The sequence below is a fragment of the Lysinibacillus cavernae genome, assembly GCF_009724685.1.
Lineage (GTDB): Bacteria > Bacillota > Bacilli > Bacillales_A > Planococcaceae > Lysinibacillus > Lysinibacillus cavernae.
In genome coordinates, this window is record NZ_WMEF01000006.1 from 199,297 (window position 1) to 215,104 (window position 15,808).

Here is a 15,808-nt window from a genome sequence, read left to right on the forward strand (position 1 = left end):
ACAGCCCCCTTTTATTGATAATGAGACAAGAAGACCCCTACACTCTGTGACGCTTCAGGGGTCTGGCTTGATGCATTAATTATTTTTGAAATGGTGTAAACCAGGTTTTAGCGTTTTCCTGCACTTTTGCGGCTACCTCTTCAGGTGTTACTTGACCTAAATACATACCTTGAAGCTCACTTTCAAGCAAGCTCTTCGTTGTCGGATCCCCACCAGTAAAATTAGTAACCCACATATATGGTGTTGCTTCATTTGCAGTGGCATTACTAATATCATTTAATAATGCATCATCAGAAGTAATACCAGGCATAGCACTAATCATAGAAAACTCCTTCACAAACAACTCACCAAATTCCTTTGTCGTTAAAAACTCTAAAAACAATTTAGCTGCCTCTTTATTTTTTGAATTTGCATTAATAGCAAATGACCCGTCTACCCAAGTTGTCACTGATTTATTGCCTTCTTTTGAGGGAATCGGGAAGTAACCTAAATCTAAATCTGGATTCATTTCTAAGACAACAGGAATTTCCCAGCTACCTAGTGGGAACATCGCTGCATCTTCTAAAGCGAACAATGTACGAATATCATCCATTCCTAAGCCTTCTGAATTGGCTGGATAATATTTTTTCAAGTCCTTCATTACTTGTATTGATTCGATAAATCGCGCATCTGTAAAGTCTTTTTCTCCCGCAAGTACTGCTTGGTAAAAGTCATTTCCTTCATAAATTGCTGGACCTACAATACCGTGCAGCAATGATAATAACCAGCCTTCCTTTGTGCCCATTGCAATTGGCGTAATGCCCTTTTCTAATAATTGATCATTTAATGCTATGAAATCATCCCAAGTAGTAGGTACTTCAAGGTTATTATCTTTAAAGATTTTTTTATTATAGAAAAATTGGGTTGAGCTTAAATTAATCGGTACGCCATACTGATTCCCTTGTTCATCACGAGAAGCCGTTAATGCTGCTTCAGGAAATGCATTCAAGCCATTTAAGCCATTTATTTTCTCAACGTAACCTGCTTCAGCAAGCTTCAAGCCAGCTGCATAGGGACGTAAGTGAAAAATATCTGGACCTTCTCCAGCTTGTAAAGCTGTATTGAGGACTGTGTTATACTCTGTATTTTTAGTTGGGTTAAATGAAATGTGTATATCAGGATGTTGCTCATTAAATAAAGCAATTACTTTTTCATATTTGGCAACATCTTCTGTACGCCAACTCCCTATCGTCAAGGATACCTCTCCTGTTTTCTCTTCCTTATCAGGTGTTGTTGAGACCGTTGTTTTCTCTTCTGAGGTACAGCCTACTAAAGCTACAACGAATAATAAAAGAAACGGCAATAACCATTTGCTCTTTTGTTTCATATCAACTTATCCACCCTTCATATCAGTAATTTTTTATAAATCATCGTATGAAGCTTCTCTCTAATACTCCTCATGTTTGAATTTCTCCCATAATGCACTGCATTCGTTAGTAAAATAACAAATGCCTTTTGAACAGGGTCCATCCAAATACTTGTGCCTGTAAAACCTGTATGGCCAAATGACCCCTTGGTCCACCCCCTACCAAAACAAAATGATGAGTAGTCCCCTTCCCATACTTCAAACCCAAGTCCCCTATTTCTGAAAGTTTTCGTATAGGCCAACTCCATCCACTCATAAGGCATAACCGTTGGCTTCCTAATACCTAACCAAATTTCCGCATACTTTGCTAAATCCTCTGCACATGAAAATAAACCCGCACTGCCTGCGACTCCTTCTAATAGTAGCGCTTTTTCATCATGTACAACCCCCTGCACAAAATTACCTGCCACCATTTCTGTAGATGCCGCAAGCCCTCTTTTATGCTCTGGTAGTTGAAAACAAGTTTGGTGCATACCCCATGGCTTAAAAATCTCTTGCTCTACGAAACTTTTCAGAGACTTTCCTGTGACTTTTTCGATAACCTTCCCTACTAAAATCATTCCCAAATCACTGTATAGTACTTGCTCATTTGGCTGACATACTACTTCACTCGCCAATACCTCCTGCATGATGTCACGCTTGTGATGCCTCTTCACTGTCGGTGTTAAATCTGCGGGCAGCCCTGAGCAATGCTGTAACAAATGTTGGATCGTAATACCAGCATATTTAAACTCAGGCAAATAGGTTTGAACTGGCTCTATTACAGAGATTTGATTTCGACTCATCAGCAATAAAATAGCTGGTAGTGTGGCAACAACTTTTGTTAATGAAGCTAAATCAAACAACGTATTGCTTACAATGGCTTGCTTGCTGCCATCTTCAGCTATATATGCACCATAACTGCGGGATACGATCCTTCTTTGTTGCTGTTGAACAATTAATACTGCACCCGGAATTTCCTGTTCTCTCACTAATTCATTTAAATATTCATCTACCAAGTAAACACCTCGTTACCAAAATAACTAAATTTTCTGTAAATTAGTATTATCATATAAAATAAAATGATAAAAAATAACAACAATCCTAAAATTTTTTTTCATATGAGCACAATAAAAAACCCCTGTTGCAGGTAGATGATTTATCTGCAACAGGGGTTCTATTAACTATTTAGTTGGTTTTTTTAAATCCATTGAAGCCGCTGCACTTTCGACCTTTACGCGTTTTAAGAAGAATGCAAGCACGACTGCAATCACTGTTATACCAGCTGCAATTAAGAATGAGTGTGTAATACCATCTAATAAAGCAGTTTGCATAATTTGATCTTGCATCTGTTGCATTTGCTCTGGTGTAGGTGCTGCACCTGCTTGTGCTGCATTTGCTTTCGCCTCGACAATTAATTCTTCAGCTTTGACTTTTGTACGATTATTCATAAATGTAACTAAAATAGCACTACCGATTGCTCCTGATACTTGCTGTAATGTATTGTTAATAGCTGTACCATGTGGGTTCATCATTTGTGGTATTTGGTTTAAGCCGTTTGTCATAATAGGCATCATTACCATAGACATACCGAACATACGGATTGTATACATCGATACGATAAAAGTGTAGCTTGAATCAATTTCTAATTTCGTTAAACCGAATGTAGCGATTGTTGTAATAGTCAATCCAATAATGGCCAATACACGTGGACCAAACTTATCGAAAAGCTTACCAGTAATTGGTGACATAATCCCCATTACAAGCGCTCCTGGAAGCATCATCAAGCCCGCTTCAAATGGTTCAATACCACGAATAGATTGCACATAAGCTGGAGTTAAAATCATCCCTGAGAACATTGCCATTGAGACAATGACCGAGATGACAGACCCTAATGCAAACATTGGATATTTATAGATACGTAATTCCAGTAATGGCTCATCCATTTTCAATTGTTTAACGACGAAAATAATTAAGGCGATAAAGCCAATTGTAATTGTGCCGTACACCCATGGACTTGACCAGCCTTTATCCCCAGCTGTACTAAAACCATATAAAATACCACCGAATGCAACTGTTGATAAAAGTACTGAAAGGAAATCTAAGTGAACTTCACGTGTCTCCATCACGTTTCTTAATTTCCAAACACCAAATAACAAACTAATAATGGCAAACGGAATAATCATTTGGAAGAGCATACGCCAATCATGATGCTCAACAATATAACCTGACAATGTAGGACCAATTGCTGGCGCCATAATCATAACTAAACCGAAGATCCCCATTGCTGCTCCACGTTTCTCTTTTGGGAAGCTTGTTAGCATAACATTCATTAAAAGTGGTGACATGCTGGAAGCTCCAGCTGCTTGCACCATACGACCTGCTAGCAGCACACCAAAGTTAGGGGCGAAGCCTGCCATAATTGTACCTATAGTAAAGACCGACATCGCTGTAATAAATAAATGTCTATTTTTAAAGCGTGTCACAAAAAATGCTGAAGCGGGAACTAAAATACCGCTAACTAGCATATAACCCGTTGCGAGCCATTGAACCTTTGAATAGGTTATCCCAAAATCCTTCATGATTGTTGGTAAAGCCACATTCAACAATGTGTTGTTAAGAAAAGCAACAAAAGCACCCACGAATAGAATAGCTATCATGCCATAAGGGGGCTTTTTCATTGTTTGCTCACTATTCATTTATATCCCTCAATTCTTTCTTGTGTTTTACGATAAAACTTATTTTATACTCGTAGTCTACTTTTTTCAACAAATAAGTTTATATTTTTTATAAACGTTGATATATAAGCGTTTTAAGTGTAGAATAAGAGTATAATATAATAAAAAAGGTGAGGTTATGAACAAAAGAAAAAGACAAATTATTACAGCTGCCCGTGAACTTTTTATTGAAAAAGGATTTTTAGATACGTCGATTAATGACATCATCAATGCGGCTAAAATTTCAAAGGGTACATTTTATAATCACTTTGCTTCAAAGAACGAATGCTTAATCGCCATTTTGGATGATGGGCGCGAAGAAGCCAGTAATCGCCGCCATGAACTCATCTATGGCAAGGATCCTACAGATTTAGAAGTATTGACACAGCAAGTCGCTGTTCTCATGTATGTCAATCGTGAACATAATTTAATTCAAATTTTCGAATCCGTCTTCCAATCAAGAGATAAAGAACTAAAAAAAATTATTATAAACTACCACTTACAAGAATTAGAGTGGCTTGCCAATCGTCTAGTACAGGTCTTTGGTGAAGAAATTAGCCCCATTAGCTATGAATGTGCTGTGCAAACACTCGGTATGATTAACCTCACTCTGCGTGCAGTCTTTATTGCTGATTATAAATATATCAATCGAGAAGCCATTGTACGTGTAGCGTTGCGCAATATTAGCGTAATTATACCCACTATGCTTGAGTCAAAAGAAATCATCGTGAGTGTTGAAATGATTAATACCATACAAAATGTAGTGAATTATAAAACGGTTACAAAGGAAATGGTTATTGAACAATTACAAGGTTTTACGAAGGGATTATCTAACAACGAAACAATGGAAGGTTTGGAATATGCACAATTCTTATTAGAGGAACTACAAAGTGAAAAACCAAAGCTTTTTATCATCGAATCACTTCTTACACCTTTTCGTAAAGCGTTCGTCGGAACAGAACATATCGCAGAAGCCCGTGACATCGCTAATAACCTATGGCGTTATGTAAAAATTGAACAACCAGCTGAACGCTGCACTAAAAACAGATAAAATAAAAAGAGGTATCAAATAAAACACTTTGATACCTCTTTATTATGTTAAATAAGGCTAAAAACATCCCGTTCTGTAACAACATCTTCGAAACTATCTGGCATCCATGGGAAGCATAGACATCAACATTAGTGACATTGAAATTTCAGCACAAAGACCGTGCCATCTTGCCCTGAACGAACACTAATTGTGCCATTGTGTAAATCAATGAGTTGCTTCGTAATAGCTAGCCCTAGCCCTGTTCCTGTAATATCAGCTGTCGTATTCGTTCCTCGGTAATAGCGTTCGAATAGATTATCGAGCTCCTCCTGAGGAATGCCTGGACCTTGGTCAGCGATGGTTAGCATCACCTCTTTACCAGTATGTTGCGCTTCTACAATGACCTTCGTGCCTTCAGGCGTATACTTTTTCGCATTGGTGATTAAATTATCCATAATCCGCTTGAGTAAAAGCTCATCTGCCTGCAGCAATAAATCCCCATAAACTTTCACGCATACCTGTTCATCTGCGAATTGTGGTAACCATGTTGCTAGCGGCAGCAACACTTTATCAAGCTGAATGGCTTTATTTTTTAATTGGTACGTATAGGTTAAATCCTGAATGAGTGCATCCATATATGTCGCCTTTTCTTGCATGGTCTGTGAAAAAATACGCATCTCATCCTTTGTCCAATCATAATCTTCTGATGCAAGCATTGTTGAATAGCCATAAATTGAGCTTAAGGGCGTTTTTAAATCGTGCGATAAACCCGTTATCCACTCCTCACGCAACTGTTCTGAATGCTTGATCTGTCTTTCATTTGAATCAAGTCGTTCAGATAAGTGATTGAGTGACTCCTCAACAGGTTGGAAAAGTTTAAATTTACGTTTTAATTTACCTGTTTTTTTATGATGTATGTTCTTATCACTTATATCACTGTAATCGAATTGGGTCAGTCGCTCAATACGGGATATCACATAGACAAGTGGGCGAACGAATTGTCGTGAAATACTAATAGATAAAAAGATAACACCGAGCAGCAAAATAATATGCCCACCAAAGAAGACAGAAATAAACAATACCATTGCCTTATTAAAGGGCTCTTCAAATGGCTTATAGGATGGATTAGGCATTCGCACAACAAATGTAGCGCCATCCGCTAATGCTGTGCTTTGCTTAAGCTCCTCATGCTCGAAGATATCGTATTTTTCCTCTAGTAACTGCGGCTTATTCAGTTTCTCATAACGCTCGCCTGTGACCTCAGTCCGATTCCATTGAGCATCATAAATTTCAACACTAGCTTTATTTTCTTTTAAACGTTGAAGTGTTACAGCTGAAATATCCCCTGTCGCCATCCAATTTTCAAGTGCCTCCTCAAAAAGTGGTTGGACAGGAGAGGTCGGAATAAATAATAAGTAATAATTAGGGAGTTCCCATGTGTGCATGCCCGGTTGTTTCAATGCAATTATTTCACTATCGGACTTACCACATAAGCCACATACATCACCTGTATAATCAACAATAGCCATTGATTGATCAAATAGATAAAGTTGCCCTGTATTTTCCTCTGCTCGTTTCACTAAATAGTCGGCAATTTTAGCGGTTTTTCCTTTTTCCACAACGGCATCATCTTCAATTTCAAAGGAGCTCATGACATGTATATTGTCACCAACACGGTCATTAATAAATATAGCAAAAAACACCAAACTTATAATAAAACCAGAAATGATCAACAGATAAAATACAATGAAGTACGATACAAAACGGAGTGTTAGTTTTCCAGCAGGTTTCATGACGAAACATCTCCAACAAGTTTATAACCAATTCCTCTCACCGTTATAATACACGTTGGCTTTCCAGGATTTTTTTCAATTTTTTCCCGCAGTTTTCGTATATGTACCATCACTGTATTATCATCAAACAAACAATCTCCCCATACACGTTCGTATATTTGTTCCTTTGATAACACTTGCCCTGCATTGTCACATAGATATTTCAATAAATGAAACAAGCGTCCACTGATAATTTCCTTCACACCGTCTACCGTTATTTCTGCTGCGTCAATATCAAAAGTAAAACAGCTACAAGTAAATAAGTGATTTTCTGGTACACCCTTTTTCTTCATATAACGCACTAGCTGTACCTTTACTCTTGCTACAAGTTCTAGTGGGTTAAATGGTTTTGTAATATAATCATCAGCACCATTCATAAAACCCCGAAGCTTATCTGCATCACTGCTTTTTGCGGTTAAATAAAAAATAGGGGCATCACTTTTCTCCCGAATGAAGTTTGCCATATCCAGTCCACTACCATCTGGCAACATGATATCTAATAGATAAAAATCAAATTTTTTAGTACTAACCACTTCTTTTGCCTCTTCTATCGTGTTACATAATGTAATATTTACAATTCCTTCTTTTCTTAATATGATTTCAATCATTTCAGCAATCGCACGTTCATCCTCTAACACTAAAATCGATGCTTCCTGCATTTCCTCACCTACTTTTAAGATTACTTTAAGGTAGTCATTATTTCACCATAAGCTTCCTCAACTATTCTATGTATAAGATAACCAATTAAGGAGATAAAACGCAATGACAACTAATCGTGTTACTTTCATTGATACAATGCGTGGGTTTAGTTTATTTGGCATCTTAATGGCGAATTTGTTGATTTTCCAGTTTGGGATGTATGGTAAAGATGAGTTAAAAAATCTTTCTACCTTAGATAATGGAGCTTTATATTTTGTAAAGATTGTGATTGAAGGCTCATTTATGCCTATCTTCACTATTTTATTTGGCTTCTCGCTTATTAAATTAATTGAATCCATTCGCAGAAAAAAGAATAAAAGTCGCTGGTCTATTTTACGCCGCGCAACTGGCTTGATTGCTCTTGGTTTACTACATTCCATTTTATTATGGGAAGGCGATATTCTCTTTTCTTATGGCTGTATGACTTTATTTTTGATCCCATTTATTAATCGTAAGCCAAAAACATTATTTATATGGGCTGGTATCCTTTTTGTTCTAACAACGGCATTAACATACAATTCTATGGAAGCTTCTAAAAAGGAACAAAAGGAACTAGATACCTACATTGAACAGGCGGATGATGTATACGCTAATGGAAGCTATTTAGAAATTTTTGATTTTCGTGCAAATGCTGAACCACCAGGAATGGAAGATCCAGCTTTCATCTTCATACTATTAATTTTTGCACCCATGTTCTATGCACCGTTATTCCTTTTCGGTATGGCACTTGCTAAAAAGCAAGCCTTTGTAAAGATGGACGAGGAGATGAAATGGTATAAGCTAGGTGCTCTCCTAGTTCCTATAGGACTCGTATGTAAAAGTGTAAGTTTTATAGAAAGTGATTTTTCTTCCATCTTGTTAATGGGTGGTTCTCAGTTATTAGCAATTGGCTATATGTGCCTTGCAGCATTAATTTATAAAACCCGCCCTGTACAGCTACTTGCTCCTGCATTCGAAAGTGTAGGTAAACTGTCATTAACCAATTATTTACTACAAACCATTATTTGTACAACTGTTTTTTATGGCTATGGTCTTGGATTATACGGAAAACTAGGCGTTTTCGGTGGTATCTTATTCGGAATCGTTGTTTACAGCTTGCAATGTGTTTTCAGCCTTACCTATTTAAAGAAATTTAAACGTGGCCCATTTGAAACAATCTTACGAATATGGACGAATTGGTCTTGGTCTGGTCAGGTAAAGTAAAACAACTTATATAGGTAAATTAGAAAGGAATTGTTTTTATGAATAGTGACACAAAAGAAGACTTTACAGACACATGGTGGTTTTTAGGTATTTGTGCGACTGTAGCAGTGATTTTAACACTATTTGCATTTTAATAGACAATATCTTGGAATTCGTTTTCGTTTGCCCCCTACTGTATACTAGTACTACAACTATACAGCTTAGGGGGTATTTTGTTGTTACAGCGTATTATGATTACTGGCTATAAACCACATGAACTTGGTATTTTTAATGATAAGCATCCTGGCATTGTCATCATAAAAAAAGCACTGGAAGCCCGTCTCCGTATATTACTTGATGAAGGGCTCGAATGGGTTATTATCAGTGGTCAGCAGGGCGTAGAATCTTGGAGTGCTGAGGTTGTTTTAATGCTAAAAAAAGAATTCCCAAACTTAAAATATGCGGTCATTACACCCTTTTTAGAGCAAGAGAAAAATTGGCAGGACCAAAAAAAAGAAAAGTATCAAGCAATGATTGCGCAAGCTGATTTTGTAACAAGCGTTACAAAAAAACCATACGAAGCACCGTGGCAATTTATAGAGAAGGATAAATTCATTATTCAAAATACAGACGGTCTTTTATTAATTTACGATGAAGAAAATGAAGGTTCTCCGAAGTATATCAAACGACTTGCTGAAAAATATATGGAATCTCATGACTATACTCTTTTAATAGTAAACGCCTATGATTTACAAGTGATAGCAGAAGAAATTCAGCAACAAGACTGGTAGAAAAATATTGATATAATTTTCTGACAATTATATACTAGAATTAAATACTATCTATAACAGTAGCTGATTATTCCCATGGGTGCTACCAATATTTTGAAAGGAGCTGTTATCATTTGAATAAACATATTGAAATGATTCTTGAAGCTTCTCCCGTAAATGTCGCTCATGATACGTATCGCAGAGAGTGTCGATATACACGGGGAATTCATATTGAAGAACAAGAATTTCTAGCTATTTTGAATACAATGAGCAATGATTCACGCTTATATTTTGATTTCCATAATCCTCGTAAAGAGATTAAAATGGGAACCTATTTAAATGGGCACTCCGGATTAGCCTATAATATTTATGATTACTATAAAGATAATTATAATATTGAGGTAAATGACTTAATCAACGGCAAAGATTTTTATGTAAAAATAATATAAAAGTATTCAATCAAATAATAAACCCCTTTAAAGTGTTACCTTTAAGGGGGCTTATTTTATCTTATAGGTCTGCTACTTGAGCACCTAATTCTTTATTATTATATACTTCTGTATCCAATTCTTTAGTAACACGCGCTGTTGTAACACCAGCTGTCATTGAACCACTGACATTTAACGCTGTACGTCCCATATCAATTAAGGGCTCAACAGAGATTAATACACCTGCAAGTGCAATTGGTAAATCAAGAGCTGATAATACAAGAATTGCTGCAAATGTTGCACCACCACCAACACCTGCTACACCAAACGAGCTAACCGCTACTACTGCGATAACTGTAATAATAAACACAGGGTCAAGAGGATTAATGCCAACTGTTGGTGCAATCATAATTGCTAACATGGCAGGATACACACCTGCACAGCCATTTTGACCGATTGATAATCCGAAAGAACCTGAGAAATTTGCGATACCTTCAGATACCCCTAGACGACCTGTTTGTGTTTTAATATTCATCGGTAAAGTACCCGCACTTGAACGTGATGTAAAGGCGAATAATAATGTTTCCGCAGATTTTTTCATATACGTAATTGGGTTCAAACCACTTAGTGAAAGAATTAATAAGTGTACTAAAAACACAATGATTAGTGCCACATAAGAAGCAATGACAAATTTACCTAAATTGTAGATAGCACCGAAATCTGATGTTGCTACAGTACGAGCCATAATAGCTAAAATTCCGTATGGTGTTAAACGTAACACGATTGTTACAACACCCATTACAAGTGCATAAATAGCATCTAAACCTTTTTTAATCGTAGCAGCTGTTCCCTCATCCTTACGTGCCACACGTAAATAAGCGAAACCAAGGAATGCTGAGAAGATCACAACTGCAATTGTTGAAGTAGAACGAGCACCAGTTAAATCAAGGAATGGATTTGCTGGGAATAACTCAATAATCTGAGTTGGTAGATCAGGAGCGGCTAAGCCCGTTGTTTTTTCTTCAAGATATTGTCCGCGTGCAGTTTCTGCATCACCTTGTAAAATTTGTGTAGCATCTAAATCAAATACTGTTGCAGAAAGAATACCTACAGCTGCTGAAACCGCTGTTGTACCAATTAAAATAGCTAAAATAAGAGCTGCCATTTTCCCAAAGTTTTTGCCAATTTTCATTTTTGTAAAGGCAATTAAAATGGAGATAAATACTAATGGCATTGCTACCATTTGTAGCAATTTAACATACCCAGTACCTATAATATTGTACCAAGATGTTGTTTTGGCTAATACTTCAGAATCAATACCGTAGATAAAGTGAAGTCCAAGACCAAGTACAATCCCTAAACCTAGACCTGCAAAAACACGATTTGAAAACTTAACGTGTTTTTTGTTCATAACATATAAAATTCCAACGAACACAAGCAACACTGCTACGTTAAGAATGATTTGTAAATTCGACAATGGAATGCCTCCTAAGATGTTTTATAATAATGTAATCGAATTATATACCCATAATCCCTATAATTCAAGTATGTTTTATTAAGATTAATAAATTCCTAAAATAAAAGCGACTTCTTTCCTTTGATTATGCCCTAAAAACAATAAATTAAGTTAGATGTAGGCAAAGGAACAAGTATAGAAAGGATTTAGATACAGTCTTCCGAAAAACTTTCATGAGGCTGACTTTTAACAAAATACAGCTAAACTATATGTTTGATAGGATTGCTCATTTCGGTTGTATTTATATTTTAGTCAAATACTTAAAAGATGGTGACAAGAACTGTTAAATCGCTATGTGATTATCAATTTATACCCGTAACATCCCTCCTGCTAACATAAAAAACCCACATCGTTTAATGCACGAAGTAGGTTGCTTGTTTATTGATGAGGTAACAACTTCCAGTGATTTTTTTACACTGCTTTTTGACGTGTGTCACTGCATTAGATAAATGTTCTACTGAATCAAAATACTGATATTGATTTGTAATAACGGCAATAGATAAGGAAGTGCATGTTAAAGGCTCCAGTTCACCAACCCTATTGGAAATCTGTGCATGTACTAAATCCTCTAATTCATAAAAGTTCAAAATGTTGGCATCAAATTCATCTATGATTTTTTGGCAAATCTTTTCTACTTCATAATACGGAAGAATGGCTACAAAATCGTCGCCACCTATATGTCCCAAAAAATCCCCCACACTACAGATATGTCTTTTTAAGATATCTGTTAAATACAGTAAAATTTTATCTCCCTTATTAAAACCATATGTGTCATTGTAAGATTTAAAATGATCTAAATCGAAATATATTAAACTAAATTGTGGTCTCATTAATGCTTCTTCTAGCTTTTCATCAATTAATTTATTGCCTGGCAAACTACTTAATGGATTCAAAAAGCTTGCAATGGCTACCTGTGTATCGACGAGCTTTAGCAACAGCTCTCGAATACTAACCATACCATAATATAAGTCGTCCTTTGTTACGATGACATCATCATATAAGTCCTCGGGAGGTCTAGACATCGCTAATGTACTAACCTCTGTTAGAGGCATATTGCGTTCTACAATTAAAGGATTTTCTTTGATAATAAGCTGATTTTGCCGTCCCATAAATAAATGATAGCCATAACGAGTACCAATTTTTTGATAGAAATGTGTGCGTGTAATATGCCCAATTGGTTTTTCATCACGAACTACAACAACGCTGCGCAATGAAGGATTACTTGTAAAGAGTACATCTACTTCTTTATTTTTCACAAATTCATCAATACATGGAACCTTCTCAATGACTTCCCCTATCTTCATGGTCACCCATCCTTATTTTCCCCATATGTATTTCCATTTCAGGCTTTCCTATCGCATAACCTTGTGCATAGTGAATGCCGATACTATGCAAATAAACAAGCTCTTCTTGTCGTTCAATCCCCTCAGCGATAATTTTAGTATCAGCCTGTTCAGCATATTTCATCAACAATGTGACAAGTTGCTGCTGCTCACTATTTTGATCAATGAATTGGATTAATGAGCGATCTAGTTTTATGAATTCTGGCTTTAAATAAATAAGTGTTTTTAAACTATTGTAGCCTGAGCCTACATCGTCTACTGCTATGCGATAACCCTGAGATCGATAATGAGATAATACACGTTCAAACTCTACAAAATCTATCACGGCACTACGCTCAGTTAATTCAAAAACTACTTGCTGAGGTTTAATACCCAGCTCCTTTAATAATTGTAACGTTTCTCCACTGTGATATTTTTTATCTAGTAGAACATTCGGATGTATATTAAGAAACACTAAAAAGTTTTTATCTACCAATCCTTTGTGTAAGCGTTCCTTGAAACGTTGTAGGGAAATATTTCGACAAAAGCATTCAAATAAAAATACGCAATCTGTTTGCCCTACAAATTCATAAAACTGATCCACACTATTAAATAATGTTGAAGGTACTGGTCGATTTAACGCTTCAAATCCCACAGTTTGCTTTGATTGTAAATCTACAATAGGCTGAAAGTATGTATGTAAATCGTTATGCTGAATAATTTGTTTCAATGCTTTTAAACGTTTTATATATAACGTATTACTTTGATGTTGCCGATATAAATATTTAAAAAAAGAAAATATGTTATTAGTTTTTATACTTTGTCCCACAGCAGAATCCATTCTTGCACCTCTTCAAATTGGTTATTAAGATTCATTGTACCCTTTGATTGTAAATAGACTGTGAATCGTATGTAAAAACAGCCAGCTCTAATATTAGATTTCAAGAGATTTCTTCACGAAAACCACGATTTTTTATCAAAGTAAAAATAGTTAATATTTCACAACATTCACTCTATTACAAATAATATATTTGATATAAACTATTATTAGTGTATGATTGTAATAATAGGTTTATATTACCTATTATATTTTTTTGTGTTTTTACCTTATTGGTCTTAGTAGGGAAACCTATTTAGATATAAATTCATTCAAGGGAGGATCCTGTTAATGAGCTTGTCTATTCAACAATTATTGGAGAACAAAGGAATTACACCGAAACCTGAACACCTTGAACTATTAAAAACACGTTGGGAAGGTATGCAATCACTTCGTAGCAATTTAGAAGGTATTGCGATTGATGATGCAGATATCGCAGTACGTAGTATTCCTGGAGGTGATCACATTGACAACTGATTTACATTTAAAATCCGTTGAAGAGTTGGCACCTTTACTTGCATCGAAGACGCTATCTCCCGTGGAATTAACGAAAGCTATTTTAGACTTTGCCGAGGAAAGTCAGCCTAAAATAAATTCCTATATGGCCTTTTATCGGGAAGAGGCATTAGCAAAAGCCAAAGAAGTTGAACAGGAGATTCTCCAAGGCCAATATAAAGGAATGTATCATGGGATTCCTATGGCCTTAAAGGACAACTTGTATTTTAAAGATAAAATAACAACGATGTCCTCAAAAATTCATCAGGACTTCGTTTCAGATTATGATGCAACAGTGGTAGAAAAGCTTCGTGACGCTGGTGTTATTTTCACTGGAAAATTAAGTATGCATGAATATGCTTGGGGAATTACCAATAACAATCCTCATTATGGACCAGTTCGTAACCCATGGGATTTAGATAAAATTCCGGGCGGTTCTAGTGGAGGCTCTGGGGCAGCTGTTGCAGCAGGAGCCAGTGTTGCTTCACTTGGTACTGATACAGCTGGCTCCATCCGAATTCCATCTTCAGCTTGCGGGATCGTTGGTTTAAAACCTACACATGGTCGTGTGAGTAAATACGGCTGTTACCCTCTTGCTTGGAGCTTAGACCATATTGGTCCAATGACAAAGACAGTAAAAGATGCAGCGGGCTTGCTTGAAGTCATTTCTGGTTTTGATCATCGAGATCCTACTTGTATTGATGTGCCAACTGACAATTACGTACAGCAACTTTCAGGCAATATTAAGGACTTAGTCATTGGCATTAATGAAGAATACTTCTTTAAAAATGTGGATGCTGACGTAGAAAAAGCTGTTCAAGCAAGTATTCAAAGCTTAGTAGATCAAGGAGCAAAAGTGGAAGTAGTCCGAATTCCTTCCTTACAATATGCAGAATGGGCAGAGTTGGTTACGTCCCTATCCGAGGCAGCAGCTATACACCATTCCGATTTACAAAAGAGACCTCAAGATTTCGGAGACGATATACGCCTACTATTTGAGCTTGGTGAATTGCCTTCTGCAGTCGATTACTTACAGGCTCAACAGGTGCGTCGACAAATCAAGCAGGAGTTTACAGAAATTTTTAATGTGGTAGATGTGCTCATTACCCCTACTCTCCCTGTTGTAGCAAGTACGATCGGTGATGATTTTGCAGAGCTAAACGGCAAAAAAGTGGATTTAATCGATAATATTATTCGCTTCACAGGTCCTAGTAACTTAACAGGCTTACCTGCCCTTTCCGTTCCTTGTGGCTTCAAAGGAAACTTACCAATAGGTCTACAGATTATAGGGCCTGCCTTTAAAGAAGGACGCATTTTGAATGTGGGGTATGCCATTGAGCAAACGAATCCACTGAGAAACAGGAAACCAAATATTTTTGCTAACATTTAAATAATACGTGTTAAAAAATCTGCTCCCTTCACGGTACTCCGCTGAATGAGCAGATTTTTTTGTTTGGCGTACTATCACCTATGCTAATATTGCAATATTAATGTTTTTTATGAACAAGTAATTTTATAATAGAAGAAAGTAGCTTACTACAGGAAAGGCAATGATG

General features: G+C 36.4%; 14 protein-coding genes. 6 read left to right on the top strand and 8 right to left on the bottom strand.

Going from position 1 to position 15,808, the window contains the following annotated elements:
- Positions 1-79: 79 nt before the first annotated feature.
- The 3 genes from GJU32_RS14100 to GJU32_RS14110 form a co-directional block, all read right to left on the bottom strand.
- Complete coding sequence (locus GJU32_RS14100) at positions 80-1,366, bottom strand: ABC transporter substrate-binding protein (protein WP_155592599.1); 1,287 nt, start codon at positions 1,364-1,366, stop codon at positions 80-82.
- A 17-nt stretch (positions 1,367-1,383) separates the two neighbouring features.
- A complete protein-coding gene (locus tag GJU32_RS14105) occupies positions 1,384-2,403 on the bottom strand; it encodes a serine hydrolase domain-containing protein (RefSeq protein WP_155592600.1) in 1,020 nt (339 codons plus the stop codon).
- A 165-nt stretch (positions 2,404-2,568) separates the two neighbouring features.
- On the bottom strand, positions 2,569-4,083 hold the full coding sequence (locus GJU32_RS14110; RefSeq protein ID WP_155592601.1) for a DHA2 family efflux MFS transporter permease subunit: 1,515 nt from the start codon (positions 4,081-4,083) through the stop codon (positions 2,569-2,571).
- Between the two features lie 157 nt (positions 4,084-4,240).
- On the opposite strand from GJU32_RS14110, the gene GJU32_RS14115 reads away from it, so the two are divergent.
- Positions 4,241-5,152: a TetR/AcrR family transcriptional regulator gene (locus GJU32_RS14115; protein WP_155592602.1), complete on the top strand. Its 912-nt coding sequence runs from the start codon at positions 4,241-4,243 to the stop codon at positions 5,150-5,152.
- Between the two features lie 128 nt (positions 5,153-5,280).
- On the opposite strand, the gene GJU32_RS14120 is transcribed toward GJU32_RS14115, so the two are convergent.
- On the bottom strand, positions 5,281-6,924 hold the full coding sequence (locus GJU32_RS14120) for a sensor histidine kinase (RefSeq protein WP_155592603.1): 1,644 nt from the start codon (positions 6,922-6,924) through the stop codon (positions 5,281-5,283).
- On the bottom strand, positions 6,921-7,622 hold the full coding sequence (locus tag GJU32_RS14125) for a response regulator transcription factor (RefSeq protein ID WP_155592604.1): 702 nt from the start codon (positions 7,620-7,622) through the stop codon (positions 6,921-6,923). The genes GJU32_RS14120 and GJU32_RS14125 overlap by 4 nt, the downstream gene beginning before the upstream one ends.
- A gap of 103 nt (positions 7,623-7,725) precedes the next feature.
- On the opposite strand from GJU32_RS14125, the gene GJU32_RS14130 reads away from it, so the two are divergent.
- From GJU32_RS14130 to GJU32_RS14140, 3 genes are all read left to right on the top strand, one after another.
- Complete coding sequence (locus tag GJU32_RS14130) at positions 7,726-8,865, top strand: DUF418 domain-containing protein (RefSeq protein ID WP_155592605.1); 1,140 nt, start codon at positions 7,726-7,728, stop codon at positions 8,863-8,865.
- Positions 8,866-9,095: 230 nt separating this feature from the next.
- Positions 9,096-9,635: an SLOG family protein gene (locus GJU32_RS14135; RefSeq protein WP_196426707.1), complete on the top strand. Its 540-nt coding sequence runs from the start codon at positions 9,096-9,098 to the stop codon at positions 9,633-9,635.
- A gap of 131 nt (positions 9,636-9,766) precedes the next feature.
- On the top strand, positions 9,767-10,063 hold the full coding sequence (locus tag GJU32_RS14140; protein ID WP_230875049.1) for a hypothetical protein: 297 nt from the start codon (positions 9,767-9,769) through the stop codon (positions 10,061-10,063).
- A gap of 61 nt (positions 10,064-10,124) precedes the next feature.
- On the opposite strand, the gene GJU32_RS14145 is transcribed toward GJU32_RS14140, so the two are convergent.
- The 3 genes from GJU32_RS14145 to GJU32_RS14155 all read right to left on the bottom strand — a co-directional run bounded on the left by GJU32_RS14145 (position 10,125) and on the right by GJU32_RS14155 (position 13,721).
- The gene (locus tag GJU32_RS14145; RefSeq protein WP_155592608.1) at positions 10,125-11,519 is read right to left on the bottom strand and encodes an L-cystine transporter; all 1,395 of its coding nucleotides are present in this window, start codon (positions 11,517-11,519) and stop codon (positions 10,125-10,127) included.
- A gap of 392 nt (positions 11,520-11,911) precedes the next feature.
- A complete protein-coding gene (locus GJU32_RS14150; RefSeq protein ID WP_155592609.1) occupies positions 11,912-12,862 on the bottom strand; it encodes a GGDEF domain-containing protein in 951 nt (316 codons plus the stop codon).
- On the bottom strand, positions 12,840-13,721 hold the full coding sequence (locus tag GJU32_RS14155; RefSeq protein ID WP_155592610.1) for an EAL domain-containing protein: 882 nt from the start codon (positions 13,719-13,721) through the stop codon (positions 12,840-12,842). Before GJU32_RS14155 ends, GJU32_RS14150 begins: the two co-directional genes overlap by 23 nt.
- A 327-nt stretch (positions 13,722-14,048) precedes the next feature.
- On the opposite strand from GJU32_RS14155, the gene GJU32_RS14160 reads away from it, so the two are divergent.
- Complete coding sequence (locus GJU32_RS14160; protein WP_009373346.1) at positions 14,049-14,234, top strand: hypothetical protein; 186 nt, start codon at positions 14,049-14,051, stop codon at positions 14,232-14,234.
- The gene (locus GJU32_RS14165; protein ID WP_155592611.1) at positions 14,224-15,642 is read left to right on the top strand and encodes an amidase; all 1,419 of its coding nucleotides are present in this window, start codon (positions 14,224-14,226) and stop codon (positions 15,640-15,642) included. Before GJU32_RS14160 ends, GJU32_RS14165 begins: the two co-directional genes overlap by 11 nt.
- Positions 15,643-15,808 lie beyond the last annotated feature (166 nt).

Bases quoted from the DNA above. Each gene is read 5' to 3' on its own strand.
- GJU32_RS14100 (WP_155592599.1), bottom strand. From the start codon at position 1,366: ATGAAACAAAAGAGCAAATGGTTATTGCCGTTTCTTTTATTATTCGTT.
- GJU32_RS14110 (WP_155592601.1), bottom strand. From the start codon at position 4,083: ATGAATAGTGAGCAAACAATGAAAAAGCCCCCTTATGGCATGATAGCT.
- GJU32_RS14115 (WP_155592602.1), top strand. From the start codon at position 4,241: ATGAACAAAAGAAAAAGACAAATTATTACAGCTGCCCGTGAACTTTTT.
- GJU32_RS14120 (WP_155592603.1), bottom strand. From the start codon at position 6,924: ATGAAACCTGCTGGAAAACTAACACTCCGTTTTGTATCGTACTTCATT.
- GJU32_RS14125 (WP_155592604.1), bottom strand. From the start codon at position 7,622: ATGCAGGAAGCATCGATTTTAGTGTTAGAGGATGAACGTGCGATTGCT.
- GJU32_RS14130 (WP_155592605.1), top strand. From the start codon at position 7,726: ATGACAACTAATCGTGTTACTTTCATTGATACAATGCGTGGGTTTAGT.
- GJU32_RS14135 (WP_196426707.1), top strand. From the start codon at position 9,096: ATGATTACTGGCTATAAACCACATGAACTTGGTATTTTTAATGATAAG.
- GJU32_RS14140 (WP_230875049.1), top strand. From the start codon at position 9,767: ATGATTCTTGAAGCTTCTCCCGTAAATGTCGCTCATGATACGTATCGC.
- GJU32_RS14150 (WP_155592609.1), bottom strand. From the start codon at position 12,862: ATGAAGATAGGGGAAGTCATTGAGAAGGTTCCATGTATTGATGAATTT.
- GJU32_RS14155 (WP_155592610.1), bottom strand. From the start codon at position 13,721: ATGGATTCTGCTGTGGGACAAAGTATAAAAACTAATAACATATTTTCT.
- GJU32_RS14160 (WP_009373346.1), top strand. From the start codon at position 14,049: ATGAGCTTGTCTATTCAACAATTATTGGAGAACAAAGGAATTACACCG.